This window comes from Sphingomonas sp. GW821-FHT04B01, assembly GCF_059420425.1.
In genome coordinates this window covers 109,582-134,790 of sequence record NZ_JBWKTR010000010.1, presented here as the reverse complement: position 1 = coordinate 134,790, position 25,209 = coordinate 109,582, and the positions used below count along the sequence as shown (strand labels likewise).

General features: G+C 66.0%; 27 protein-coding genes and 3 pseudogenes. 8 read left to right on the top strand and 22 right to left on the bottom strand.

Translation table 11 applies throughout. The annotated features are described in order from the left end of the window. Positions 1 to 433 (top strand): hypothetical protein (locus AC07UH_RS19190; RefSeq protein ID WP_495181790.1); only part of this gene is annotated, 433 nt, incomplete at its 5' end. A 46-nt stretch (positions 434 to 479) separates the two neighbouring features. Then, positions 480 to 1,577 carry an IS630 family transposase gene (locus tag AC07UH_RS19185; RefSeq protein WP_495181789.1) on the top strand — a complete coding sequence of 366 codons (1,098 nt, stop codon included), beginning with the start codon at positions 480 to 482 and terminating at the stop codon, positions 1,575 to 1,577. Positions 1,578 to 1,587: 10 nt separating this feature from the next. Here the strand turns inward: AC07UH_RS19185 and AC07UH_RS19180 are convergent, their stop codons facing one another. The 3 genes and pseudogenes from AC07UH_RS19180 to AC07UH_RS19170 all read right to left on the bottom strand — a co-directional run. Beyond that, on the bottom strand, positions 1,588 to 1,899 hold the full coding sequence (locus AC07UH_RS19180) for a transposase (RefSeq protein ID WP_495181788.1): 312 nt from the start codon (positions 1,897 to 1,899) through the stop codon (positions 1,588 to 1,590). A gap of 236 nt (positions 1,900 to 2,135) precedes the next feature. Further along, positions 2,136 to 2,348 (bottom strand): hypothetical protein, encoded by a 213-nt coding sequence (locus tag AC07UH_RS19175; RefSeq protein WP_495181787.1) that lies wholly within the window; start codon positions 2,346 to 2,348, stop codon positions 2,136 to 2,138. 40 nt (positions 2,349 to 2,388) lie between these two features. Continuing rightward, a pseudogene (locus AC07UH_RS19170) lies at positions 2,389 to 2,568 on the bottom strand (hypothetical protein); the annotation flags it as partial. 9 nt (positions 2,569 to 2,577) lie between these two features. On the opposite strand from AC07UH_RS19170, the gene AC07UH_RS19165 reads away from it, so the two are divergent. Both AC07UH_RS19165 and AC07UH_RS19160 read left to right on the top strand, forming a co-directional pair. Then, on the top strand, positions 2,578 to 2,961 hold the full coding sequence (locus AC07UH_RS19165) for an acyl-CoA-like ligand-binding transcription factor (RefSeq protein ID WP_495181786.1): 384 nt from the start codon (positions 2,578 to 2,580) through the stop codon (positions 2,959 to 2,961). A 164-nt stretch (positions 2,962 to 3,125) separates the two neighbouring features. Continuing rightward, positions 3,126 to 3,919: pseudogene (locus AC07UH_RS19160) on the top strand (transposase); the annotation flags it as partial. A 283-nt stretch (positions 3,920 to 4,202) separates the two neighbouring features. Here AC07UH_RS19160 and AC07UH_RS19155 read toward each other — a convergent pair. From AC07UH_RS19155 to AC07UH_RS19105, 11 genes are all read right to left on the bottom strand, one after another. Next, positions 4,203 to 4,910 carry a hypothetical protein gene (locus tag AC07UH_RS19155; RefSeq protein WP_495181785.1) on the bottom strand — a complete coding sequence of 236 codons (708 nt, stop codon included), beginning with the start codon at positions 4,908 to 4,910 and terminating at the stop codon, positions 4,203 to 4,205. A 27-nt stretch (positions 4,911 to 4,937) separates the two neighbouring features. Continuing rightward, entirely contained in the window at positions 4,938 to 5,093 is a 156-nt protein-coding gene (locus AC07UH_RS19150; protein WP_495181796.1) for a toll/interleukin-1 receptor domain-containing protein, read from the bottom strand. Positions 5,094 to 5,143: 50 nt separating this feature from the next. Continuing rightward, entirely contained in the window at positions 5,144 to 5,392 is a 249-nt protein-coding gene (locus AC07UH_RS19145) for a carboxylesterase family protein (protein ID WP_495181784.1), read from the bottom strand. Between the two features lie 12 nt (positions 5,393 to 5,404). Continuing rightward, complete coding sequence (gene maiA, locus AC07UH_RS19140) at positions 5,405 to 6,040, bottom strand: maleylacetoacetate isomerase (protein WP_495181783.1); 636 nt, start codon at positions 6,038 to 6,040, stop codon at positions 5,405 to 5,407. Beyond that, the gene (locus AC07UH_RS19135) at positions 6,033 to 6,734 is read right to left on the bottom strand and encodes a fumarylacetoacetate hydrolase family protein (protein WP_495181782.1); all 702 of its coding nucleotides are present in this window, start codon (positions 6,732 to 6,734) and stop codon (positions 6,033 to 6,035) included. The genes maiA and AC07UH_RS19135 overlap by 8 nt, the downstream gene beginning before the upstream one ends. After that, the gene (gtdA, locus tag AC07UH_RS19130) at positions 6,731 to 7,777 is read right to left on the bottom strand and encodes a gentisate 1,2-dioxygenase (protein ID WP_495181781.1); all 1,047 of its coding nucleotides are present in this window, start codon (positions 7,775 to 7,777) and stop codon (positions 6,731 to 6,733) included. Before gtdA ends, AC07UH_RS19135 begins: the two co-directional genes overlap by 4 nt. A gap of 79 nt (positions 7,778 to 7,856) precedes the next feature. Next, positions 7,857 to 8,636 (bottom strand): IclR family transcriptional regulator, encoded by a 780-nt coding sequence (locus AC07UH_RS19125; protein ID WP_495181780.1) that lies wholly within the window; start codon positions 8,634 to 8,636, stop codon positions 7,857 to 7,859. A 66-nt stretch (positions 8,637 to 8,702) separates the two neighbouring features. Next, on the bottom strand, positions 8,703 to 10,052 hold the full coding sequence (locus AC07UH_RS19120; RefSeq protein ID WP_495181779.1) for a spinster family MFS transporter: 1,350 nt from the start codon (positions 10,050 to 10,052) through the stop codon (positions 8,703 to 8,705). A 42-nt stretch (positions 10,053 to 10,094) separates the two neighbouring features. After that, positions 10,095 to 11,543, bottom strand: coding sequence for a DUF1593 domain-containing protein (locus AC07UH_RS19115; protein ID WP_495181778.1), 1,449 nt, complete (start codon positions 11,541 to 11,543; stop codon positions 10,095 to 10,097). A 54-nt stretch (positions 11,544 to 11,597) separates the two neighbouring features. Further along, positions 11,598 to 14,114 (bottom strand): TonB-dependent receptor, encoded by a 2,517-nt coding sequence (locus tag AC07UH_RS19110; protein ID WP_495181777.1) that lies wholly within the window; start codon positions 14,112 to 14,114, stop codon positions 11,598 to 11,600. A 256-nt stretch (positions 14,115 to 14,370) separates the two neighbouring features. Then, positions 14,371 to 15,360: a LacI family DNA-binding transcriptional regulator gene (locus AC07UH_RS19105; RefSeq protein ID WP_495181776.1), complete on the bottom strand. Its 990-nt coding sequence runs from the start codon at positions 15,358 to 15,360 to the stop codon at positions 14,371 to 14,373. 236 nt (positions 15,361 to 15,596) lie between these two features. Between AC07UH_RS19105 and AC07UH_RS19100 the strand changes: the two genes are divergently transcribed. Then, positions 15,597 to 17,738 carry a beta-glucosidase family protein gene (locus AC07UH_RS19100; protein ID WP_495181775.1) on the top strand — a complete coding sequence of 714 codons (2,142 nt, stop codon included), beginning with the start codon at positions 15,597 to 15,599 and terminating at the stop codon, positions 17,736 to 17,738. Between the two features lie 173 nt (positions 17,739 to 17,911). Here the strand turns inward: AC07UH_RS19100 and AC07UH_RS19095 are convergent. Continuing rightward, a pseudogene (locus tag AC07UH_RS19095) lies at positions 17,912 to 18,247 on the bottom strand (DDE-type integrase/transposase/recombinase); the annotation flags it as partial. Between the two features lie 14 nt (positions 18,248 to 18,261). Between AC07UH_RS19095 and AC07UH_RS19090 the strand changes: the two are divergent. Beyond that, the gene (locus AC07UH_RS19090; RefSeq protein ID WP_495181774.1) at positions 18,262 to 18,804 is read left to right on the top strand and encodes a hypothetical protein; all 543 of its coding nucleotides are present in this window, start codon (positions 18,262 to 18,264) and stop codon (positions 18,802 to 18,804) included. Positions 18,805 to 19,390: 586 nt separating this feature from the next. Continuing rightward, positions 19,391 to 19,660: a hypothetical protein gene (locus tag AC07UH_RS19085; RefSeq protein WP_495181773.1), complete on the top strand. Its 270-nt coding sequence runs from the start codon at positions 19,391 to 19,393 to the stop codon at positions 19,658 to 19,660. Here the strand turns inward: AC07UH_RS19085 and AC07UH_RS19080 are convergent. The 7 genes from AC07UH_RS19080 to AC07UH_RS19050 form a co-directional block, all read right to left on the bottom strand. Continuing rightward, the gene (locus tag AC07UH_RS19080; RefSeq protein WP_495181772.1) at positions 19,651 to 20,205 is read right to left on the bottom strand and encodes an ester cyclase; all 555 of its coding nucleotides are present in this window, start codon (positions 20,203 to 20,205) and stop codon (positions 19,651 to 19,653) included. The two genes, AC07UH_RS19085 and AC07UH_RS19080, sit on opposite strands and share 10 nt — an antisense overlap. A gap of 33 nt (positions 20,206 to 20,238) precedes the next feature. After that, on the bottom strand, positions 20,239 to 21,069 hold the full coding sequence (locus AC07UH_RS19075) for an MFS transporter (RefSeq protein WP_495189902.1): 831 nt from the start codon (positions 21,067 to 21,069) through the stop codon (positions 20,239 to 20,241). 369 nt (positions 21,070 to 21,438) lie between these two features. Next, on the bottom strand, positions 21,439 to 21,738 hold the full coding sequence (locus tag AC07UH_RS19070; protein ID WP_495189903.1) for a DUF427 domain-containing protein: 300 nt from the start codon (positions 21,736 to 21,738) through the stop codon (positions 21,439 to 21,441). A gap of 127 nt (positions 21,739 to 21,865) precedes the next feature. Beyond that, positions 21,866 to 22,129 carry an NAD(P)-binding domain-containing protein gene (locus AC07UH_RS19065; protein ID WP_495181768.1) on the bottom strand — a complete coding sequence of 88 codons (264 nt, stop codon included), beginning with the start codon at positions 22,127 to 22,129 and terminating at the stop codon, positions 21,866 to 21,868. Between the two features lie 132 nt (positions 22,130 to 22,261). Continuing rightward, the gene (locus AC07UH_RS19060) at positions 22,262 to 22,501 is read right to left on the bottom strand and encodes an NADPH-dependent F420 reductase (RefSeq protein WP_495181767.1); all 240 of its coding nucleotides are present in this window, start codon (positions 22,499 to 22,501) and stop codon (positions 22,262 to 22,264) included. Between the two features lie 234 nt (positions 22,502 to 22,735). Continuing rightward, on the bottom strand, positions 22,736 to 23,404 hold the full coding sequence (locus AC07UH_RS19055; protein WP_495181766.1) for a glutathione S-transferase family protein: 669 nt from the start codon (positions 23,402 to 23,404) through the stop codon (positions 22,736 to 22,738). Positions 23,405 to 23,568: 164 nt separating this feature from the next. After that, positions 23,569 to 24,126: a peroxiredoxin-like family protein gene (locus tag AC07UH_RS19050; protein ID WP_495181765.1), complete on the bottom strand. Its 558-nt coding sequence runs from the start codon at positions 24,124 to 24,126 to the stop codon at positions 23,569 to 23,571. Between the two features lie 125 nt (positions 24,127 to 24,251). Between AC07UH_RS19050 and AC07UH_RS19045 the strand changes: the two genes are divergently transcribed. Next, positions 24,252 to 25,148: a LysR family transcriptional regulator gene (locus AC07UH_RS19045; protein WP_495193963.1), complete on the top strand. Its 897-nt coding sequence runs from the start codon at positions 24,252 to 24,254 to the stop codon at positions 25,146 to 25,148. Positions 25,149 to 25,209: the final 61 nt, after the last annotated feature.

Genomic DNA, 25,209 nt, shown 5'->3' with positions numbered 1-25,209 from the left:
AGCGCGCCGACGGCTTCGTCATGACCCGCCGGATGGCATCGCAACCCGTCCCGCCCGATCAATTGTCGCGCAGCGTCCTGAAATTGTGCGCGAAATGAGCGGGGTGGAGCCTGCGCTGGCGCATGCGCTGGCGGACGAGCTGGCGCATATCACCAGCGCGCTCGCCGATCTGGCATTCGACCTCGCGGCCAATCCCGCGACGTTGCGCCACCATATGCATAGCCTGCAGGGGATCGACCGCATCACCCAGGCGCAACTGGCGATTGCCGACGTTTTGCGCTCGTCTGCGCCCGTTGAGGAACGGCTGACCCGGGTCACGCTCGAGGATCTAGCAGCGAGCATCAAGGGGGCGTTGCACAACTACCGCGAGGCAGGCGTGCCGAACACCCTGCGTTTCACCGTTGCAAATCCTAGTCATCTGAAACTGAAGTAAGTTACATTGTAGGCTGATTCCTGTCTGAACGACGGGAGCGAACGGGATGGCGCGGGGTCGGGCTGTTGAGCCACTGATTTTGACGGCAGATGAGCGTAGCTATTTGGAGCGGCAGGTACGGCGCCATCGGGTAGCGCGCTCGCTGTCGGAGCGCTGCCGTATCGTCTTGCGTTGCGCCGATGGCCTGCAAGGCAAGCAGGTGGCGGCCGAGCTCGGCGTCGGCGAGCATATGGTCGGCAAGTGGCGTCGGCGGTTTCTGCACGGTCGCATCGACAGTCTGCTGGACGAGCCGCGATCCGGGCGCCCGTGTTCGATCGACGACGATGCAGTGGCGGCCGTGATCGAACGAACGCTGCAAACGCGACCTGCCGATGCGACTCACTGGTCGATCCGTTCGATGGCGGCGTCTGCCGGCCATTCGCATACGACGATCCGGCGTATGTGGAATGCGTTCGGCCTGCAGCCGCACCAAACGGAGACCTTCAAGCTGTCGAGCGATCCGCTGTTCGTCGACAAGGTCAGGGATATTGTCGGCCTTTATCTTTCGCCACCAACCCATGCCCTGGTCCTGTGTGTGGACGAGAAGTCGCAAATCCAGGCGCTCGACCGCGAGCAGCCCGTGCTGCCGATGATGCCCGGCATGCCCGAGCGACGCCCCCACACCTATGTTCGGCACGGTACGACGTCGTTGTTCGCCGCCCTTGATGTGGCCACCGGCGCCGTCATCGGCAAATGCTACAAGCGGCATCGGGCAACCGAGTTTCTCGATTTCCTCAAACAGATCGACGCCAATGTCCCCAAAGACCTCGACGTCCATATCGTCATGGACAATTACGCCACGCACAAGACGTCGATGGTCAAGGCATGGTTGGCGCGCCGGCCGCATTACCACGTCCATTTCACACCGACATCGGCGTCGTGGATCAATCAGGTCGAGCGTTGGTTCGCCGAACTCACCCGTAAGCAAATCGCGCGCGGTGCCCATACTTCCACAGCCCAACTCGAAGCCGATATCCGCAATTTTATCGATCGGCACAATGCTAACCCAACACCCTTTCGATGGACCAAATCCGCCGACGACATCCTCGCCGCCGTCAAACGCTTCTGCCAAAAGACCGACCAAACATTATGCACCAAACTTTAGATTCAGGTGACTAGTGCGGAACAAGGCCTAGCCAGGCTGCAAAGGCGCGGCCGCAATTGAAACTCTCCATCGGTGGCGCAAATGCCTCGACCACCAGAGCCGTCATCGGGCCGACCCCGGGGATCGTTTGCAAGCGACGGGCGGTGTCAGCCTCGGCCGTTAGAGCTTTGATCTTTTCCGTCCGCGCATTGATACGGACCGTCTGTTCGGCGATCTGTTCCAGCAAATCGCGGCATTCGTCTCGCATCAGACCAGGCAAGTCACTGTGTGGCGCCTCAAGGATTTCCTCGATCCGTCCGATCTGACGGATGCCTTGCGGCACGACATGGCCGTATTCGTAAAGGCCTGCCCTGAGTGCGTTGATGAGTTCGGTACGCTGGTGGACGAGCCGTTCGCGAGCGCGAAACAGGATCGCTCGCTTTGTTGTTCGGCACCTTTAGGCTCGACGAAGCGCATTTCAGGCTGCCGGGCCGCGATTACGATAGCCTCCGCATCGGCCGCATCGTTCTTCTGTCGCTTTACGAACGGTTTCACATAGCGTGGCGCAATCAGCTTCACCTAATGACTAAGCCTGATCATCTCTCGAGCCCAGTGATGAGCGCTGCCACAAGCTTCCATCACGACCAAGGCGGGAGGCTGCTTGGCCATGAACTCGGAGAAGCTTTGGCGTGACAGCTTTTTGCGGAACCTTGATTCCCCGGTCATCGACGCCCCGTGAACCTGAAAAACAGCCTTTGCCAGATCCACGCCAATCATCGTCTCGTTCATCATGGTCGCCATCCTCTCCGCTAAGCTTGAGCACTTCCTCGCATTAATGCGATGCCGTCTGGGAGGGCGGCAACCACCCCATCTCATTGGTCATCGCTAAGATAACAGTGGCTGCGAGCGCGACTGCAGAGAAGAAGACGGTTGGGCAGCGGTCGCAGCGGGTAGCGACGCGCCGCCAGCCATTGAGACGGCCGAACATGATCTCGATGCGGCTGCGGCTGCGATCGGCGAGATGTTCGCCGCGGAAGTCCGCAGGGCGCCGCCATGCGGTTCGCCATTCGAATTGGTGCGCGACGCTGCGCTAACGGTATGCGCCACGATCCCGAGCGACGACATGCTAGCCATCGACCGACTCATGCGTCGCAGCGCGCCGGTGCAGGCCCGCAAGCAGGCAAGCTACCGACAGCAGGAAGAGACGCTACTGGCTGCGCTCAAAGAACGTTGGCCGGATCCCAAGCGTGAGACGCGGCTTCGAATGGTTGCAATGGTTGCCGTCGGCACCACGCGCCTCGCGTCCGAGACGTTCAACCAAGAGGGCGGAGCCCGGCCTTTTGACGAATTGCTCCGGGGCACATTCGACGCAGTCAGTGCCGAATTCACCGCCGCGGCGCAATGATCAGGCGGAGCGGGACGTCATCACGCACGCACCCCACGCCCAACTGGCACGATCAGACCACACCGACACGCTTGAACCGATTGTGTTGAAAAAGGCTGGCTTGCACTCGTGACGGTGGTCTGCTTCAATTTTTCAGAGGTGAGCGGAGACGAGCCGATGATGGGCGAGCGTATCTGGCCGTTTTCGACGACGCCGCGCTCGGCGCCGCGACGCCTGTGGTGCCCAAGTATCTGGCACCGGCCGATCCGGCATCATCGATCTCGACCACGCCGTCATCATGGACGTGGAGGCGAGCACCGCCGTGCGCCAGGCCGAGGTGACCGCGTGCAAGCGCATGATAGCACGGGTGCAGGACCGCTTCGGCGTCTGGCCCGAGCAGCTGGCCGCCGACACCGCTTACGGCTCGGCGGAGATGCTGGCCTGGCTGGCCCACGAGCGCGACATCCAGCCGCACATCCCGGTGTTCGACAAGTCCGCCCACCGCGACGGTACCTTCGAACGTGATGCCTTCACCTACGACCATGACGACGACAGCTACATCTGTCCCGGTGGCAAGCGCCTGCGCCCCAGGAACCGCAACTTCGCGACCGCCCGGGGCGATGTCGGCCAGGACGGCTTCATCCGCTATCGCGCGCGACAGCAGGATTGCGGCGGCTGCGCCCTGCGGGAACGCTGCACCCCCAACATGCCGGCGCGCAAGGTCACCCGTTCGATCCACGAAGGGGCTCGCGACCTTGCCCGCGATATCGCCACCACCGACGCCTACGTCACCTCCCGCCGCCAGCGAAAGAAGGTCGAGATGCTGTTCGCGCACCTCAAACGCATTCTGAAGCTCGACCGATTGCGCCTGCGTGGTCCAAACGGTGCCAGGGACGAGTTCCACATGGCAGCCACCGCTCAGAACCTCCGCAAGATGGCCAAGCTCATCCCGATGCCCGCGCAGCCACTACCCGCCTGAGCCGGTCGGCGCTGTGCAGCGCAACTCTGCCGGCGCTTTCCTCCAGTCCACACCCGACTTCTTCAAAACAATCGACCCAGAATCGGCCATTAACGGCGTATTTTCGGCTCCTCAACTTTGCCATTCATTCATTCATGTCGATGACTAAAATGATTAGAGGCGTTGATCTCGGCCAGCCGACCATCCGCATCCCGAGAACACGGATGAATAGCGTAGGTGAATCGTCACCGCGACCCGACGAAGCGCCGAGCTCATTCGATATCCGAGGGCCAGCAGAAATCAGCTAGAGACTCCGGATGAAGCGGAGCAGTTCGTCTCCCATCATGAAGCCGCACGGCCAATACGCGTTTCTCCCCATGTGCTCGATCGGCTTTACGATACGGGCGGTCACCAGATACGCCGCGGCAGCGTTGAACCGACGCGCCGGCCAGCCGAGAGCCGTGGCAGTCTCAGTCGAGTCCGCCTGATCGCCACCCGTGCTCGCCAGATGCTGCGCTAGTACGCGGCCGTCGGCTTCCGGAACCCAGTCCATAAACTCGGCGTCGAAGGTGACGAACAAGTCCGACTTGGGCCAGATATGGCCATCGCCGCCAAAATACTCCTGCCACTCGACGAGGCCTGCGCCTTCCAAGTCGAGGATACCGATGCGAGCGTCACTTCGCGCCATGCCGGTCGCCTCCTCGATCTTAGCGTAACCAGTCTGCGGGTCCATCGGCCCAGCATGCTCACTATGGCAAACAAAATATCCCGCGACCGCGCGGGCCGAACCAGACCAGGTCGACCCTGGCTGGTGCTCGGTGACGTAACGAGGCTTGTCGCCGAGCGGCGGCTTGCGGCTAACACCGAAGATCTCGCCCGCCAGCGCATCGAGGCCGGTGTCGCCCGGAGCCAACTCGGGCACAAGCCGCGTGCGAAGAAATGGCGAGAGAGCCGACAAGGGCAATTCGTGCTGCAAGCCCATGAAGCGAGCCTGCCCTTCGACAGCCGACATGAGACCTACGTCAATCTCTTCGGCAACTCAGGCCTTCTTGATTGATGCCTCGGTCAAGAGCACGGCGAAGTGGGTGCAGTTCTCTAGGCCTTGCTCCATCTTGCGCCGCAAGCCGTCACCGGCGCCGATCTCCCACTCGTCAAACCAAACCTCAATGCCGCGGGCAATCAGCCCCTCGGCAATCGGCCGAGCAATCGAAGGGGAGCAGCGTCGCTGGGGAACGGCTGCTTCATTCAGTCATGGCCATAAGCTGTAGCTTGGCGCACGCCCGACCAGTGCGCGGCGGGCCGCGACGCATGCCAGCGCAGCGGCTCGACTGGCGGCGCCGCGAACGGGATGCCCTTGAACGCCTGCACGCCAGCCTCCTCGCTTCCCCGCAGTGCCCCGGTGTCGATCGTCGTCGTCGGCGCCGGGGTCTCCGCCTGCACGATTGCGCCGAGCGCCAGTGCGGCGAGTGACAGCAGGGGGCGGGAAAGAAGCATGATGACGGTTCCCTATTCGGCGTCGGGTTGATGTTCGGGCGCGGCGCGGCGGAATGCGTCGAGCTCCAGGCATGCTGCCTCGATCGCCGCCAGCCGACGCCAGCGCAAACTTACGCCGAATCGGCGCGCGTTCACGAGCTGGGGAACAAGGCAAAGGTCAGCCAGCGTGACCTGCTCGCCGAAGCAATAGAGTCCGGCTTCGTCTGCGATCAGCCGGTCGCAGGCGTCGAGCCCCTCCTCGATTACGGTCGCTGCCCAGTCGGTGACCTGCGGTTCGGGCACGCCCAGCGCGCGCAGCCGCGCGAGCACCTTCAGGTTCTGCACCGGATGGACGTCGCACGCGATCACCTGCGCCACCGCGCGGACGCGGGCCCGCGCCAGGGGATCGGCGGGCAGCAAGGCAGGCTCTGGATGCGTCTCGTCCAGAAATTCGCAGATGGCCAGGCTCTGCGTCAGCACCGCATCGTCGATGTCCAGCGCAGGCAACAGCCCCTGCGGGTTGAGCGCCAGGAACGCGGGCGCCTGATGCTCGCCCTTGCGCAGGTGGTGAAAGGCATCGGCATAACCGATGTCCTTTAGATTGAGCGCGATGCGCACGCGGTACGAGGCGGTGGAGCGGAAATAGCCGTGGAGGATCGGCTCACCCACGCGCGGGCGCTCCGATCGTAACGGTGCAATCGGACAGGCCCGCGATCGAGACCGTGAGCGTGTCGCCCTCGACCACCGCACCGACGCCCGCGGGCGTGCCGGTGTAGATCAGATCGCCCGGCTCCAGCCTGTAGAAGCGCGAGACATAGGCGATGATCTCGGGCACCGACCAGATCAGCTCGGCGAGATCGGCGTCCTGCCTAGTGGCGTCGTTCACCACCAGCTTGATCGCACCGGTGGCGAGATCGCCCGTTGCGGCGGCCGGATGGATCAGGCCGAGCGGCGAGGATTGCTCGACGTTCTTGCCGGTGTCCCACGGCCGGCCTTTGTCCCTTGCCTCGAACTGAAGGTCGCGGCGCGTCATGTCGAGACCGGTTGCATAGCCATAGACGTGGTCGAGCGCAGCCGCCTCGGCGATGTTGCGGCCACCCTGATCGATCGCGACGACCAGCTCCGCCTCGTAATGGAAATTGCCGGTCTCGGGCGGATAGGCGATCGTGGTCCCGCTCGGCACCACCGTCTCAGCCCATTTAGTGAAGAAGAACGGCGCCTCCCGATCCGGATCCTTGCCCATCTCGCGTGCGTGGGCGGCATAGTTGCGCCCGATGCAGAACACTCGGCGTACGGGAAAGCCCGCGCCCTCGCTGGTCGCGGCGATGACAGGCGGAAGCGGATCGAACAGGGCTAAGGTCAAGAGTTCAGTTCCTTGTAGAGATTGAGCTTTTCCTGCGCCGCCTTGTCCGAATAGCCGAACAGGACGAGTTCGCTGTCGGCTTGCAGCACCAGTTCGTGCCACGAGGGGACGACCACGATGTCGCGCGGCTTCAGCGCCACCGCCCGGCCCTCGATCGTCGCGGCGCCGTTGCCCTCGACGACTACGAACACCGTGCCGTCGGTGGAACGGCGCGGCTGCGTTGCGAAGCCGGCGGGGAGCAGGCGAACGTGCGCCGCGATGGTGGGCATCACCGGGCCGCCATCGGCCGGGTTGAGGAATTCGAGCGCATGGCCGAGGTGCGGGTCGATCTCCGCGCTACGTGCCATGGCATCGAGCGCGGGGCGCCAATCGCTATAGGGATAATGGAACAACGGCTGATGCGCCGGGCGACGATCGGCGCGCGAGCCGCGCACCGGGCGCATGTTGTGGCCATAGCGCGCCAGCGTGTCGCCGGGCGCCACCGTCTCGGCATAGGTCTTCTCATGGTGATGTTCGGCGAAGCTTGCATCGAAATGGCGCACCGTCGGGATATCGAGGCCGTCGAGCCAGATCATCGGCTTGTCCGTCGGATTGCCGTGGTCGTGCCACTGCCAGCCGGGGGTGAGGACGAGATCGAAGGGGCGCATGATCGCCTTTTCGCCATCCACCGCAGTGAACGCGCCCTCCCCCTCCATCACGAACCGCAGCGCGCATTGGGCGTGGCGGTGCGCGGGCGCGACCTCGCCGGGCAGAATCAGCTGAAGCCCCGCGTACAGGCTCGGCACGATCGCCGACTGCCCCTCCAGCCCGGGATTCTCCAGGATCAGCACGCGGCGCTCGGCCTGTTCGGCGCTGATCAGATCGCCGGCGCGCATCAGATATTCGCGCGCCTCGTCATACGACCAGAGGTGGACATGCGCGGGCGACTTCGGCTGCGGGCGCACCAATTGCGCAAGTGATTCCCACAGCGGCATCAGGTGGGCCGGCGCCATTTCGGCGTAGAGCGCCTCGAGCTGAGAGCGCTGATCGTTGGCGAGCGTCATGGAGGATCCTCTCGAGCAGACGGCCTGCCCGACGGACGGCATCTTGCGCATTTGTAATCGCGCAACTGATTGCCCGATGTCAAACGGATTCGATGGGTGGTCGCCATCCCAGCCGCATGCTGATGTCGGCGCAGGTCACCTTCAGATCATCCAGCGCAGCACCGTCGTCGGCACTGGCGAACCCTTCGGGCACCAGCGCGGTGGCGCTCAGCACCGCGCGTCCCTGCAGGTCAAAGATCGGGCAGGCGGTGGCGCGCAAGCCGGGGATCAGCGTTCCCGCGACATCGGCGCGGCCGGCGGCGCGCACCTGCGTGCGGATCGCCTCCACCGCGGCGCGATCCGTTCGCTCAAGCGCCAGTTCGCGCGCCAGCAGGGCCTCCGTTTCGCTTTCGGCGAGAAAGGCGAGGAAGACTTGGCCGGTCGCCGAATACAGCAGGGGCAGCACCGAACCGACGTTGAACGACGTCATCACCGCCGGCCGGCCCATGTGCCAGCGCACCACGGTGGGTCCAAGCGGGCCCGGCGCCGCGATCTGGACGGTGCGGCCGGAGCGCGCGACATAGGCCTCGATCGCGAGATCGGCGATGCGGAACGCGTCGATCCGGGCCAGCGCACCGAGCCCCAGCCGCAGCGCGGCGGGCCCCAACTCGTACCGCCCCGACGCTGCGTCCTGCCGCGCCATGCCGCTCGCCATCAGGCTGACGAGATAGCGATGCGCTTGCGGTGCCGACAGGCCGCTTGCCTGTGCGATCGCGCCCAGTGGTGCCGCCTCGCTCAGCGCGCCGAGCGCATCGAGCACGCGAAAGCCGATCTCCACCGACTGAATGCCACGGCGGCGTGGTTCGGCGGTGTCGGTCATGGGCACTCCTGCTGGCTGAGGAGGCAACGTGTAGCGCCTGCGCGCGCCCTCATCCACTGCGGTGGCTCATCCCGCGGCGACCGCTTCGGCAGCCACCATCGCGGTGTGTTCGCGATAGTCCGACAGCCCGAGCCACAGGGTGGTCACCGACAGCGGCCCCGCTACCGCGGCGGTGAGCGCCATCGCCTGCGGCAGACGGAGCGGATCGTGGAACACGTAATCGGTGCACAGTGCGATCGCCGTCGGCCCGAGCGCGGCACCGATCAGATTGATCGTAAGCATGTACGTTGCCGACAGCAGCGCGCGCATCCGGTTGGGCGTCAGATCCTGCAACGCCGCAAGCCCGCCGCCGAAGTTGAAGCCGGAAAAGAAGTTGACCACGCCGATCAGCGTCAGCGCGAGCGTGGCGTTGGGCATCAGCGGAAAGGCGACGGTGAGCGGCACCAGCACGATGAAGCCCAGCATCGCCGCACGCAGATTGCCGTCGGCATAGCCGCGCCCTCGCAGCCACGACGCGAAGAACCCGCCCGCCAGCGCGCCGCCGGTGCCGCACACGAACACCACCGGCCCGTAATAGCGGCCGACGTCGGCGGTGCTCCAGCCAAAGGTGCGCTGCAGGAAAGCGGGGATCCAGACAGTGTTGCCGTTGCCGACCAGGATCATCAGCGCAAAGCCGAACGCGATCCCGAAATAGGCGCGGCGACGCGCACCGACATGCGCCGCGAATTCAGCCAGCGAGACGTTCGTCTGCGGGCCGATGGCGCCCTGGCGGGCAGGCTCGCGGATCGCGAGGCTGATCGCGGCTAGGACGACGCCCGGCACGCCCAGCAACAGGAATACCAGCTGCCACCCCTTCAGCGCACCGATCACCGGCACCAACACGGTGGCCGACGGCGGCACGACGGTGGAGATCAGCCCGCCGATCACCAGCGCAGCGGCGCCGCCCAGATAGATGCCGATCTGATACACGCCGAGCGCGGCGGGCAGCCGGTGCTTGGGGAAATAATCCGACAGCAGCGAATAGGCGGCCGGGGTCAGCCCCCCCTCGCCCGCGCCGACCGCGACCCGCGCCGCGAACAATGTCGGGAAACTGCGCGCCATCCCGCACAGGCTGGTGGCGATGCTCCAGACGAAGATCGATCCGGCGATGATGTTGCGCCGGCTGGAACGGTCCGCGATCCGCGCCACCGGCAGCCCCACCGCGACGTAGAACAGGGTGAAGCTCAACCCGTAGAGCAGGCTGATCCCGGTATCGGAGATGCCGAGGTCCTGCTTGATCGGCTGCACCAGCAGGGCAAGCGCCTGGCGGTCCACAAAGGCAAGTGTGTTGGCCAGCATCAGCACGATCGCGACGCTCCATGCGCGCGACAGCGGTGACCAGGCCTGGGGAACGCTGGGCGGGGAGGAAGGGAGCACGGTGTACCTCGATCTCGGCGGCCGGGGGAACGCCCCCACGGCCTAACGGGCGGGGGATGCGTCGATGATGACGCGACGATAACGGGTAATCGCGGGCGTGCCATGGTCGCGCAATTCGAGGATGATGTGCAGCGCGACCGGGGCCGTTACCTCGGGGACGACCAGGCTCGCCTGCGGCCGGTCGCCGTCGCTGATCACGACCAGCGGCTGGCCGGGAACGCCACCAACCTCGCGATACTGCCACCAACGATGATCCAGCGCATCGCCGTCCGGATCGGTGGTGCCGCGCGCGTCGAGACGGATCGTGCCGCCGCCCCGGGCCGCGATGTGGACCGGGGCCTCGCCGGCGTCCTGCTGGACGACGACCTGCGGGGGATGGTTGGCCCGGCGCCGATCGGGCGTCAGCGTCCAGCCGATGCGCGCGGCGAAATCCTCCTGGAACGCGCGTCGCCAGCGGAATACGGAGGCCTGGTTGCTGGTCCACACCGCGCCGTCGCGCGACACCCTGTCCTTCACATCGGCGAATAAACGCTCGCCGGGCGCCTGCTGCATGTAGCGCCCGCCCCAGCCGCCATGGTCGGGATGCTGCGGATCGTTCAGGCCGTTGGGGATCAGGTACAGGAACGAGGGCGTGTCGCCCTCCATGATGAACTTGGGCAGCGGATAGGTCGCGCCGAGCGGACCGCGGCGGATATTGGCGGCAAGCCAGGCGTCGCTCACCACCTCGGCATCGGGCCATGTCTCGCCATTGCGCCGATCGGCGGAGATGCCCGTCCAAGTGGCCATCGCATATTGGCCATAGGCATGGATGCTCGCGATCCAGAACAGGTCGGGAAAGCTCCGCCGTATCCACGGCCCGGTATCGTCTTGGTCGGAAATCGAATAGACGCGCAGCCGGGCGACAAACGCCGCCACCTGCGCGGGCGTGCGCGCCGTCCGCACCGACCACAACGCCTGCGCCAGATCCACCCCGCCGCCCCATAGCAGGACCCACAAGGGGCGTGCGTCGGCGCGGTCTGCCGCAGCGACGATCAGGCGCGAAGCGTCGGTATCGTGCCCTCGCCCCACCCCTGCCATGCCATAGAACGGCGCGCCCCCGCGCAGCACCGCGCGCAAGGACGCAGCGGTCGGATAGCCATCGGCATGATGGACCAGGTTCGGCCGCACCGTGTCATAGGCATCGATCCGTTCGGCGATCAGCGCCGGTTGCACCCGGTCGCGCTGCCATACCGATGTCGTGGCGATCAGCCCCTCGATGTCGAAGGCATTGGCATAAAGCAGGAAACGGACCATCGATTCCGAATCGTCGGGCTCGTTGCCGATGTCGCTCAACACCATAACCCGCGGCCGGGATGCGACCGTTGGACCCGGACGGGCCGGCGACGGCGACGACGCCATCGGCGGCGATCCCGCTGCCGGCCCGCTCGGGCCGCTCGCGAGGAGCAGCGCGCCGAGCACCGACAGCAGGCCGATGCGATCGCTCCCCGGCATCAATAGCGATCCCCGGAAAGGTGTGCAGGGGTGCCGTTCACGCCGGTTCGCAGGTCAGAACCGGACGCCGAGCGTGCCGCCGACATAGCGGTTGGCGTCCTTGTTGAAGTTTGCCCACAAATCGTTCGGATTGGCGTTGTTGGCCAGGATCGTGCCGTGGCTGAGCTGCGTATAATAGGTCTGGTTGAACAGGTTGCGCACGAAGAACGTGAGCTGATACCGGTTCGACGGATCGTGGATGCCGATGCTGCCATCCACCAGCGCATAACCCTTTTGCGTCAGCAGCGGATCCTGGTTGAGCGCAAACAGCGTCGCGCTCTGATAATTGGCACTGACCTGCACGAACCCGTCCCAGGCGCCGATCTCATGTTCGTACCGGGGGGTGATGCCTACCCGGTAGCGCGGCGTCGCCGGAAGCTTGCCGCCGACCACGTCGATGATGATGGCCGAATTGGTGGTGACGCCGTTCACCGTGGTGCTGCGGACGTAACAGGCGTTGACGGGCGTGTTGGTGCTGAACGTGCCCGTGGAAGCGATTTGGATCGGGCAACTCTGGCCGGGGATGTCGATCCCGGCATCCACCAACGTGAAGTTGGCGGCGACCGACAGGTGGCTGTCGGGCCGCATCGTTGCTTCCAGCTCGAAGCCCTGCGACCGCGACTTGCCGGCATTGGCGAGCACGGTGTTGAACGAGCCGATGACCGGATCGGTGATCAGCGTCTGCACCTGCAGGTTGGTGAAGTCCGACCGGAACAGCGCCGCGTTGATATCGAACTTGCCGCCCGGCGCGAGCCACTTGGCGCCGATTTCATAGGCGTTGACGTGTTCGGGCGCGATGCCGGTCTGGGTGGCGAAATTGGTCGCCGCGTCGAGGTCGAGCGCGAACGCCTTGTAGCCGCGCGTATAGCTTCCATAGACCTGCAGGTTGCGGTTGAACTCGTAGCGCAGGCCGCCCTTGCCAGTGAGCGCGGTGTCGTCCCGCGAGCGGGTGCCGCTGTTGAGCGTCACACCGGGGAACAGCGCGTCGCCGGTCACCAGCGGGCCGAACACGCGCCCCGTCACCGTCTGCTTCTCATATTGATAGCGCAGGCCGCCGATCGCGTGGAAACCGCCGGCGATCCGCCAGTCGACCTGGCCGAAGCCCGCGATGTTGTCGCTGGTGAAATTGCCGTCGAAGCCCGAAGAATCGGCGCTCGTCACCGTGCACGGCTGGCCGAGCACGCCAGCAGCGCAGCGGAGGCGGCGCCGGTTGAACTGGCGGTCGAGACCAAGGTGATTGTAGAAGACTCCGACCACATAGGTGAAGTCGCGCGACCCGCTGGAGCCGAGCCGCAGCTCCTCGGAATAATTGTTGTACTGAAACTGCGAGGCGTTCTGGTTCCACTGCGAATAGGGAAAGACGCCGACGTAGCGCACGGGGTCGGAGGCGATCTGGTCGGGTTCGAACTGGTCGGACTCGGTGAACCGCTGGAACGCGCTGATCGAGGTGATCGTCACCCCGCCAAGATCCCAGTTCGCCTGCAGCGAGGCGACCGTGGTGTTGGTGTTGAAGAAGCTCGTGTCGTCGTTGGAGACGGTGCGGTTCGACGGCGATGCCACGATCGGGCCGAGCAGCGCCTGCACACCGGGCGTGACGATCCTGACGGGCACGCGCGAACAGCAATCGGCGCGGTTCTCGTTATGATCGACCGTCAGCAGCAGGTTGAGGTTGGGGGTGGCGTCCCACTCCAACTTTCCGCGCGCGCCCCAGCTTTCCTGCCCGTTGGTCTCGCGGCCGGTGTTGATGTTGGTGATGAAGCCGCCGACCTTGTTGTAGAAGCCGCTCAGCCTCGCGCTCAGCGTATCGCTCAGTGGGCCCGTGATCGTGCCCTTAACGCGATATTCGTTGTTTTCCGCGATACTCGCATCGATCCGGCCACCGAACTGGTGCGCCGGACGGGCGGTCACGATGTTGATGACGCCCGCGGTCGCATTCTTGCCAAACAACGTGCCCTGCGGCCCCCGCAGCACCTCGACACGCTCCAGATCAGCGAGATCGGCGAAGCCCTGCGCCTGGCGCGGCGCAACCACACCGTCGGTGACGACGGCCACCGCGGATTCGACGCCCAGGCTGAACAGCTGGGTGCCGACGCCGCGGATGCGGAAGCTGTTGTTGCCCGGATTGTTGCCGGCCTGATATGTCAGCGACGGGATCGCCCGCGACAGGCTGTTGGTGTCGTTGATCTGCTGGCTGGCGAGCGCGTTGCCGGTGATCGCGGTGACCGCGATCGGCACCTGCACCAGGCGCTCGCTGCGCTTCTGCGCAGTGACGATGATATCGCCCGGCGTGTCTGCCTGCGCCTGCGTTTGTGCGTCGGCATCCCCCGGTAACTGGCTCTCGCCGGGATTGTTGGTCGCCTCGCTCGGCGTCTCGCCCGATCCGGTGGCCGATGCGGCGGCGCCCGCTCCGCTTTGCGACGCCTGGCCAGGCCCCGATTGCGCCTGCGCCGCGGCGGGAAGCAGCAGCGCTGCGACCATAAGGGCGAGCGTGCTCGCCGAGGATGTGATATGCCGGGCGGCCTGGAAACGCATGCAATCCCTCCATTGCTGGTCGCCCCCCGATGCAAGGAGGTCGCCGTATCATTTCAGGAGTGTGCGAACCGCTCGACACCCCCTCCCTTATGGCTCAGTCGCTAGAGTTAGCGCTAAACTTAGGCACGGGTCTGGCGGCATTAGCGTCAATTGTCAATTAGGCAACGCATTGCCTGCGCAGAACAGGCTCCGCTCGCAGTCGACCATGACATTCGCGTTTATCGAAGCGAGCGTCGGTCGGCGGTTCCGTTCGCGTTCAACTTGACTCGCGCTCGACCAGTTCGAAGGCGACCGTCTCGGCGACGATCCCGCTGCTGGTGCCGCGATGCCGGGCGACGAGCGCCTCGGTCGCCCACTCCGCCATCAAATCCGCGCCCTGCCGCACGGTGGTGAGCGGCGGCCAGATCTTGACCGCGATCGGGGCGTCGTCGAAGCCGACGATCGCCAGGTCCTGCGGCACCGCCAGCCCGCGGCGGTGCGCCACCGAGCTTGCCGCGGCGGCCATATCGTCGTTGCTCGCGAAGATCGCGGTCGGCGGCTCGGCCAGCGACAGCAGCGCGTCCGCCGCGACCAGCCCGGATTCGAAGGTGAAATCGCCCCGCTGGATCAGCGCCTCGTCGCCTTCGCCGATCTCGGCCATCGCCTCGCGATATCCCGCGAGCCGGCCGGTCGTCGATGGCTGGTTCCAGGTCCCGGTGATAAATCCGATCCGGCGATGCCCCTTTGCCTGCAGCATCCGCATCACCGTGCCGGCGGCGGCATATTCGTCGATGCCCACCGTGATCATATCCGGCAGGGGCGTGCCCTGCGCGATCGCGGCGACCGGCACGCGCAATTCCCCGACCAATGCGGTGCCGCTGATCGCCAACGCATAGGCTGGCGACAGCAGGATGCCGTTGGCGCCGCTGCGCACCAGTCCGCGCACCGCCGCCGCGGCCTCGTCGGCGTCGGGCCGGTCGCATTTGCGGATCATCACCTGCGCACCGAGCCGTGCCGCCGCGTTGAGCGTGCCGACCAGCATCGCGCTTAGAAAGGCGTTCTGCGCGCTTTGGTAGACGACGCCGATCGACGCCGACCCTGCCGACGCGAGCGCTCGCGCCGCCGCGTTGGGGCGGTAATCGAGTTCCTCCACTGCGCGCAGCACCGCCCCGCGGGTCTTTTCGCTGACCTTGCGAACGCCATTCAGCACGTTGGACACCGTCATCGCCGACACACCGGCGCGGTCGGCCACCGTCTGGATGGTCACGCCGTCTCCGAAACCCCGTCTCGTGCGCACCATCTTTGCCTGCCCCGCCCTGCTTGCCGCCTTGTTGCAGAACGAGGGGACGCGAGCCACCCTGCGCTGCGGCGACCGACGACAGCACCCCCGCTGCGACCGTCAGCCCCTCGACAAGACACTTGTGTATAGTTTAGCGCTATATTTCAACGGAACATGCAAGCCGCTCCAGCGGCGCATCGGTGGAAGAGGGTCGGGCAGAGATCATGAGCAGCGCACAGGACATCTCCAGCGACGCCCGTCGCCCCGCCGACTCGGCCGCGCTGCCACCGATCGGGGCGAGCGATGCCGAAATCCACGCTGCCGTGGATGCGGCGCTGGACGCGCTGACGCTCGCCGAAAAGGTGGAGATGATGTCCGGCCGCGGCTTCTTCGCGGCGCTTGCCGAGGACGACCGGGTCTGGGGCGCGCGCCCGTATCGCGCCGGCAGCGGCAATGCCCGGCGCGGCATCCCACCGTTGCTCTTCACCGATGGCCCGCGCGGTGTGACGCGCGGCCATTCCACCTGCTTCCCCTGCACCATGGCGCGCGGCGCCACCTTCGACGCCGACCTCGAATATCGCATCGGCGAGGCGATGGGCGTCGAAGGGCGCGCGCAGGGGTGCAATTTCTCGGGCGCGGTGTGCATCAACCTGCTGCGCCACCCCTCCTGGGGCCGCGCGCAGGAGACCTATGGCGAGGATCCGTGGCACCTTGGCGTGATGGGTGCCGCGATGGGCACCGGCATCCAGGCGCACAACATCGTCGGCACGGTAAAGCATTTCGCGCTAAACTCGATGGAGAACGCGCGCTTCAAGGTCGATGTGCGCGCCGACGAGCGTGCGCTGCACGAGGTCTATCTGCCCCACTTCAAACATTGCCTCGACGCAGGGATCGCCAGCGTCATGACCGCGTACAATAAGGTCAACGGCGAATATTGCGGTCAAAATCCGGTGCTGCTGACGGAGATCCTGCGCGACGAATGGGGTTTCGACGGCTTCGTCCATTCGGATTGGGTGCGCGGCGTCTACAAGGTGGAGGGTGCGGACGCAGGCCTCGACATCGAGAATCCCGAACCCCTGGTGTTCGGCGACAAGCTGATCGCCGCGGTGGAAACCGGCGTGGTCAATGCCGCCGCCATCGATCGCGCGTGCCGGCGCATCCTGACCACCCAGTTCCGCTTCGCCGCCAGGCCCGATCCCCTCCCCGCCTATCCGATGACGCTGGTGGCGAGCGATGCGCATCGCGCGCTGGCGCTGGAGGCGGCGGAAAAATGCGCGGTGCTGCTGGAGAATGACGGCACCCTGCCCCTCGCGCGTGACCGTCGCATTGCCGTGCTCGGCCGGCTCGCCGCCCTGGAGAACACCGGCGACAATGGCTCTAGCCGTGTTCGCCCCCCCTATGTAGTGACCGCGCTCGACGGCCTGCGCCGCGCGCTCGGCGATGCCATGGTCAGCCATGGCGACGAAGGCGACCTTGCCGCCGCCACCGCGATCGCCGCGGCAGCCGATGCCGTTGTGATCGTGGTCGGCTACACCGCCAAGGAAGAAGGCGAATATATCATCGGCGACATCGCGCTCGGTGCGGACGGCAAGGACGGCGCCCCCCCCGGCACGCCGCCGCGCCCCAGCCTGTCGGCGACGCCGATCGGCGGCGATCGCGTGGGGCTCGACCTGCCCGACGACCAGATCGCGCTGATCGAGGCCGCCAAGGCGAGCGGCAGGCCGGTGGTGGTGGTGATCGTCGCCGGATCCGCGGTGATGGTGGAACGCTGGCGCGAGGGGGTCCATGCGATCCTGCTCGGCTTCTATGCGGGCATGGAAGGCGGCACTGCCCTCGCCCGACTGCTGCTCGGTGAGGTCAACCCCTCCGGCAAGCTCCCCTTCACAGTGGCGCGCGAAATCGGCGACTATCCGTTCTTCGATCGCGACGCGACGGAGATCGAATATGATCGCTGGCACGGCTATACTAAGCTCGATCGCGACGGCCGGATGCCACGCTACGCCTTCGGTCACGGCCTGTCCTACACCCGCTTCTCATACGGCCCTCCGCAGGCAAGGCAGACCGGCGACATGCTCGAAGTCACGGTGACGGTCAGCAACGATGGCGCGCGTGCCGGCGGGGATGTCTCGCAATGCTACATCGGCGCGCCCGGCATCACCGCGGAGCGCCCGATCAAGATCCTACGGGATTTCCGCAGGGTGCATCTGGACGCGGGGGCATCGGCCGTCATCACCTTCCACATCCGGCTGGACACGCTGCGCTGGCGCGATCCTGCCAGTCACAGCTGGCAGTTCGAGCGCGGTAACTATCGCGTCCTAGTCGGCGGATCGTCCGCGGCGCTAACCGAAACATCGGTGATGCTCTAGAGATTCCGTCCCGGCATGAGCTGTTGCTGAATTCGACAGTATCGAAGTAAGGGTTCAAATTGAAAGTTTGACGATACAAATGGGAGGTGAACCGGGACTTTGACTTGGAGGGAGCTGTCAGCTTAATGCGGGCGCGTCTCGGCAGGTTGAAGCTGGTCTTTTGAGAGCCAGGTTCAGCTGACAAGCGCCTGCCACTCCGCCAGTGCGGCGGAGCGTCGTTCGCGGTAGGTCTGTCGGTCGGTCAGGTGGCGTTCGAGGCTAAAGTGGTTGTGGACGTTGGCGTGGACAGAGGCGAACTTCTGCAGCGTCTTCATCTGCCTGAACCGCAGCATTGCCCGCTCTCGTCGTCGGAATGGTAGGTGACTATTTTCAATCCTGTTATTCGTCCAGCGACCCACCTCCTGACGGTCACGGCAGCCTAGCTCATCCATTGCAGCACCGTAGCTGCGCAGGCCATCAGTCGTGATAGTATCGGGGGAGCCATGGCGCTTCAGCGCCTTCTTCATGAAGGCCCGGCGCGAACATGTACCGCGACACGAACGGCGCGGCGCGGCCGCTGGAGCGGGACGGCGGCACCGTGCGCACCACGATCAAGCAACAGGCTCGCCAGGAAGCCGTTCTCGCCCCTGATGGCGATGGTGGACAGCTTCGCTCCTTTGAATGGGTGTTCTCGCCGCGGCGCGCGGACGGCAGACCCGCGCCGCTGTTTGATCGCCGAAGCGGGGCGGTGGATGCGGCCGTCGCCGCCTACTGGCGCGACCATTACGACATCAGCCATCGCATCGAGGCGGCATGGCCGCGGCTGCGGCGCGATCTGGACGGCAAGGTCCATCTGCGGGTCGGCACCGCCGACAGCTTTTATCTGGACGCTGCGGTCCACCGGCTCGAAGCCGTGTTCCGGCAGGTGGGCGGGCACGCGGACATCAGCTACGCGCCCGGCGGCACGCACAGCATGGCGCAGGTCTATGCACAGGCGGGCGACCGGAACGCCTATTGGAAGGAGATGACGCGCGCCATGTACGCTATCGCCCGACCAAACCGCACCATGGGAGAGAGCAGGCCATGAGGACCATCCTGCTGTACGGGGCGGCGTTACTTGCCGCGCAGCCCGCGACCGCGCGGGAGCCGCGCGCGATCCCGGCCGCGGTCGCCGCGGACGGACAGGTGATCCTGCCGATGCAGGTGAGATCGGGCTTCGCGTTCGTCGAGAGCTCGGCGAACGGCCAGCATGGCTTCTTCATGCTCGATACGGGCACACCCTATGCGGCCTTCCTCAACAACGCCTTCGTCCGGCTGCCCCCCGGTCACCCCCTGGCGAGCGGCTCGGCGAGTTCCGGACAGAAGATCACCGTCCTGCGCTACGGCTGTCTGCGAAGCCTCCGCATCGCGGCGAGCTACACGCTCGACAGCCTGTGCGACCTGCCCGGCGCAGACCTTGGCTTCGTCGCGGCCGAGCTGAAGCTGCCGCTACTCGGGTTCGTGGGCGACGGGCTGTTCAAGCCCTACCGCGTCACCTTCGACTGGCGCGCCCGCTGGGCGATCGGGCGCACGCGATCGAGGCCGGTGACGTCACGACCTTCCATTTCAGACCGGCAGACAAGCAGGTTCCCCACTTCATCCTTCAGGCCAGCGCCGTCAGCATCCCCGGGGGCATGGACACGGGCGATCCGGGGCACGTCACGCTCACGCGCGCCGATGCGGACGCGCTCCTCGCCTCCAACGGGCTCACGGCGACGCGGGCAAAGGACGGCACCACGCACTATACGCTGCCCAACGTCGAGCACGAGGGCAGCACGATCGATACCTCGACCCTGCCCGTCTCGATCGGCGATCGTAGCGACATCATGCTGGGGTTCCTAGTCCTCAGCAACTATCGATCGACCTGGGACTACCAGGGCGGCACCGTCCGGCTCTATCGGTGAGGCGGGTAGGGCATCCATCGCCGAAACGCCCCATCGCGGAAGGTCGTGCGACCAAATCGGTCGCCCGGAACGAGGTAGCCAGCGCTCAACCGGTGACCAGTGTAAGGCGGCGCAACCCGCCTCGGCATCTCCATGCCCTGCCCGTGAAGATAAAGGGCGAGGTCGAGCGAATGGTCGGCGATCGTGAAGCTCGTCACCATGCCATCGCTCAGCCCGAGCAGGAACGTCTCGATCGATGTGCCGCTTTGCCCGGTCGGCTCGATGCCGAAGAACGGCGCCCGGCTGTGCGTCCAGTGCAGGTTGACCGTGACCAGCGCGCGATCGCCCGCGGCATACTCGTCGATCAGGTCCACGCGCAGCTCGAACGCCTCGTGGAACGCCCTGACCCAGCCCTGAAGCGCGTCCCGCCCCACGATATCGCGGCCCGCCGGACTGTTGGTGACCACGTCGGCATGGACGACGGCGTTCCACCGCTCGGTCTGGTTGAGGGCGAACCCCTCGTAGATCTCCTTTGTCAGCTTTTCGGGAATGGTTGCCGTGGACATGGCGCTTTCCTTTCTTGAGAGTTCGATGAGAGTTCAGGCGGCGACGCGCCGCGAGCCGCCCGCCGCGATCAGGGCCGCCCCGAGGAGCGTGCCGACGCCTGCGAAGGCGAAGGTGCCGGTCGGGCCGAACCGGTCGACCAGCACGCCACCGAAGATGGCTCCGACAGAGACGGCGGTCATGAAAACGCTCAGGTGAACCGCCCCGGCGCTCTCCGCATCATCGGGCGCCGCCTGGATCAGGAACGTCTGGATGCTGACCGGATAGGCGCCGAAGGCGAGGCCCCACAGGATAGTCGCAATCACGGCGACGAGGTGCATTCCTCCCCCGACCACCGCGGTTGCCATCGCGATCGCGATCCCGGTCGCTGCTGCGGCGATGGCCATCCTGGCGCTACGCTGGGCAATCAAGCCGCCAAGAATGTTGCCGAAGAAGCCGGCGATGGCGAACGCCAGCAGGAGCAGCGACAGCGACGTGGCATCGAAGCGGGAGACCGTTTCGAGGAACGGGCGAATGTAGGTGAACGCCGCGAAATGGCCGCCGGCAATGCAGAAGGTCGGGAGGAGCGAGCGCCTGATTGCCGGCCGGCGCGCGACGGCGCGGAGCGTCGACAGGCTCGCGCTTCGGGCCGGCGGCAGCGTTGGAACCGTCGCCACCTGGACCAGCAGCGCCGCGGCGCCGACCAGTCCGGTCAGATGAAAGGCCAAGCGCCAGCTTGCCGCCGAGCTGATCCAGGCGCCGAGCGGTGCGGCGGTTACCGTCGCCGCCGATACCCCCGTCATGATCACGGCCATCGCGCGTCCCTCCGATCTGGGAGACAGCCGGCCGGATGACGAGGGCGATCGACATGGCCCAGAATCCGCCAAGGCCCGCCCCGAGCAGGACGCAGGACGCGATGAGCATGCCGATGCCGGAGGCGAGCCCGGCCAGCACGCTCGACATGATGAGGCACGTCGTCAGCGCCAGCAGGATCGTGCGCCGGTCGATCCTGCCCGTACCGATGACGACGCCCGGCCCCGCCAGCGCCGCGATGAACGCCGTGGCGGTGACGGACTGGCCGGCCATGCCGACGCTCGTTTCCAGGTCGTGCGCCATCGGCGTCAGCAGGCTTGCGGGCATAAACTCGGAGGTCACGAACCCGAACACGCCGAGCGACAACGAGGCGATCGCCGGCCATGCGACCGCCGCCCGCACCGGCGTCGCAAGGTGGATGTCGGGGCCCATCGCGTTCATGGCTATTCGCCGGTCTCGACGGAGACCCGGTCCGGGTAGAAGGCGAGATGGCCGGCGATGCCGGCGACAGCCTCGAACGGCGCCTCGTAGGTCCAGACGGCGTTCACGCCGTGCTGGCCCAGCGCCGGGACGCTGAAGTAGTTCGCCTCGCCCTTGTAGGGGCAGCAGCTGGTGTGTGCCGATCGCTCCAGCCGCGTCATGTCGACGTCGGCACGCGGGATATACTGGACGGGCGGGTACGACGCCTCCGACAGCGTCAGCGCATCGTTCGTCTCGGCGATCCGAAGCGATCCCCGGCGCACCACCACCGTCGAGCGGGACGGATCGGGTGGTTCGCATCGGGAACGAGGACTTTGCGGTCGACCATCGGGATTTCCTCTTCGCTGGAATGTGGGGCGTCGGTGGACAGGGATGCCGGCTCGACAACGGCTAAGCTGCTGGCAGGCCGAGGGCGGCGCGCACCTCGGGTCCGGACATGCCGGTGTCGTACACGGTCGTGCCGATGTCGAACTCGCTCGACCGGTCGAGCGGACCGACGATGACGGGATCGAAGCCGGCGTCGGTCACGAGCGTCGCGGCTACCTGCAACGCCTTGTCGTCATCCGACGCGAGCGGGATGCCGACTCGCGGTCCTGCCCGATGAGCTTCGCTCGCCAGCGTGCCGTCCCACACCGTGTTGAAAGCGCGGACCATGCTCACGCCCGGAAACCAGTCACGCAGATGGGGTCCCGTGCCCCGTCCTGACCTTAGCACGTCCTCGGCCATCTGGCCGTCGCGTTTTGGATAGGGATTGGAGGTTTCCAAGACGACCTTGCCCTCAAGCGCTTAGCCTATCTCGCGGCCGAACTCCGGGAGGCTGAAGAAAGGGATCGACAGGAGGATGACCTCGCCGAAGCCGATCGCCTCCCCCGGTGTTCCCGCCCACGCGCCGTTGCCCGACCGCTCGACCAGAGATCCCAGCGTCTCCGGATGACGCGAGGAGAACAGCACCTCGTGCTCGGCCCGTGCCCAGAGCGTGCCGGCCAGGCCACCGATCTTGCCGCTGCCGACGATTCCGATCTTCATGGTCAATCCTGCCTGTTGGTGTTGAAGGATGGCGCGCCGCTGCCCGGCGTGCGTGGAGCATCGCGCGCTGAGGTTCGGGCGACGTACCGCACTATGCTACCGTCCACGCGCAAGGCGGCCCCGCTACGCCCTCTGCCGGTGCCTGGGCGACGCCGGCGGTGTAGCCCGTGACGATGGCCTCGTGGCCGCTCAGGTCGATATGCATGGTTCTGCCTTTCCGATCGGGCAGCGGTTTCACAACGTGACGCCGGCCGCCTCGAGCACCCCGTCGATGCGCGCATCGACCTCCCGCTTCGTCACCGCCCAGGCCGGGACCGTGGCGAGCAGGCGCTGCTGCCAGGCGACCAGGTTCGGGAACTCACCCAGCGGGATCTTCGTGCGCTCGTTCTGGGAGAACGGGCCGGCGACATCGAAATCGGCCAGCGTCAGTCGGTCGCCGACGATGTAGTCGTGCGTGGCGAGATGCGCGTCGAGCACCGCGGCGGCCGCGCGAAGCTTGTCGGCCGCGAGTCCGACGATGGCTTCGTCGGCAGGCTGGTTCATCAGCTTCTTGACGAGCACCTCGTCGAAGGTGAGCGTCGCGAAGATGCGCCACTGCTCGCCCGACCAGAACATCCACTGGAGGATCTGGAACCGCTCCTGCGGGGTGCGGCCGGCCAGGTCGCTCCCCGCCTTCTCGGCGAGGTAGAGGTTGATCGCGGCGGACTCGTAGAGGACGAAGTCGCCATCGACCATCACCGGCGACAGCCCGTGCGGGTTCAGCTTGAGGAACTCGGGCGTGTGGCTCGCGCCGTTGAACAGATCGATGTCCACGAACTCGATGTCGACGCCCATCACGGCCGCGGCGGCGGTGACGCGATGGCGGCTGCCCGAACCGGGATCGCCGTAGATCATGATGGCCATTGCATGCTCCTTCTGTTCGAATGTGGGGGTGGCGGCCGAGTCGGTCAGGCCGGAACGCGGGCGCGTAGGCGGTCGAGCACCGGCAGCAGTTCGGAAGGATCCGGGCGCCGGGTGTAATCGGGGTTCACCTCGGCATAGGCGATCGTGCCGTCCGCCCCGATTACTTAGCGCGCCGGCATCGGCAGCACCCACGACGGATCGTCGTTGATCGTCACCAAGTCGTTGCCGAACTGCCTGTAGACCTCGATCAGATCGTTCGGCAGCGAGAAGCGCAGGCCGAACTCGGCCGCGAGCGCCGCGCCCGCATCGCTCAGGATCGGGAAGCCGAGCTTGTTGTCACGCTGCGACTTGCGGCTGTTCGCCGGCGTCTGCGGCGAGATCGCGACCAGGCTGGCGCCACGCGCCTCGATCCCGGGCCGGACCTCTTCCAGCGCCTGCAGGTCGAAATTGCAGTAGGGGCACCATACGCCGCGATAGAAGGTCGCGACCAGCGGTCCCCGCGCGAGCAGCTCGCGCGAGTTCACAGTTGCACCGTCCGCGTCGCGAAGCGTGAACTCGGGTGCCTTGTCGCCGGCGCCCAAAGCCTTGTCCGCCTGCCGACCGTCGATCAGCGCCCGGATTGCGCGGCTCATCGTGTCGAGTTGGGAGCGGGTCGGCACCAGCGGAAAGCGTCCGTTCTCGAAGTCCTCGCGCATCGCGTCGATCTTGTCCTGGAGCTTCATATCCGATCCCCAACTCCGCGGCGGAAGTGCCGTGAGCGGGATTTAGGTTGCTCGTGAAAAGACGTGTATCCGTCCGATGCAAACAACATATATCCGGATAACGAATGAGCGATCGATGGCAGGAGATGGCCGTGTTCGTCCGCGTCGCGGACAGCGGCAGCCTTTCACGGGCAGGGCGCGAGCTGAAGCTGTCGCAGCCGTCCGTCTCGCGCATCATCGGCGCGCTGGAGGCGCGGTTGGGCACGACGCTGCTGCTCCGCAGCACGCGTAGCATCTCGCTGACGGACGCCGGCGCCCTTTACCTGGAACGCGCGAAACACCTGCTCGCCGAGATGGAGGAGGCCGAACAGGCGACCCGGGGCGTTGACTCGCTGCATGGCGTGATCCGCCTCGCGATGCCCCTGATGTACGGCACGCGCGCGGTGATCCCTGCCCTCGCGCCGTTCCTGGCCCGACATCCCGACTTGAAGGTCGAGCTGGTGATGAGCGACGCGCGCCAGAACCTCATCACGGATGGCGTCGATCTCGCCATCCGCATCACGGTCGGGCCGCTTGACGACTCCGCCTTTGGCGCCCGCAAGCTGGCGCAGGTCGAGCGACTGGTCATCGCCGCGCCGGCCTATCTGTCCGGCCATGGCGCACCGGCCACGCCGGCGGACTTGGCCAGGCACGACTGCATTCTTCAGCACGGTTCATTCGGCAGCGAGAGCTGGCGTTTCAGGCGCAACAAGACCGTCACCTCGGTCGAGGTCCATCCCCGTCTCCTGATCAACTCGGCTCCAGGCGTCCTTGCGGCGACCGTAGCGGGCTTGGGCATCTCGCTCGGAACTCGCGTGATGGCGGGAGAGGAGTTGCGCTCCGGACAACTCACGCAATTGCTCGATGGCTACCGACTCGATCCGGCCGAGGTGTATGCCGTGTTTCCGGCGGGGCCGCGACGGTCCGCCAAGGTGCGGGCGATCATTGATCACCTCGCCACGTCGCCTGGTATGGATGGTTCGCCATTGTGCGGTCATCCGTGACCCAAATCCGGACATTCGCAGCGAGGCAGACGCTGCCCGGAAGCCGCCGTTCGTTCATGTC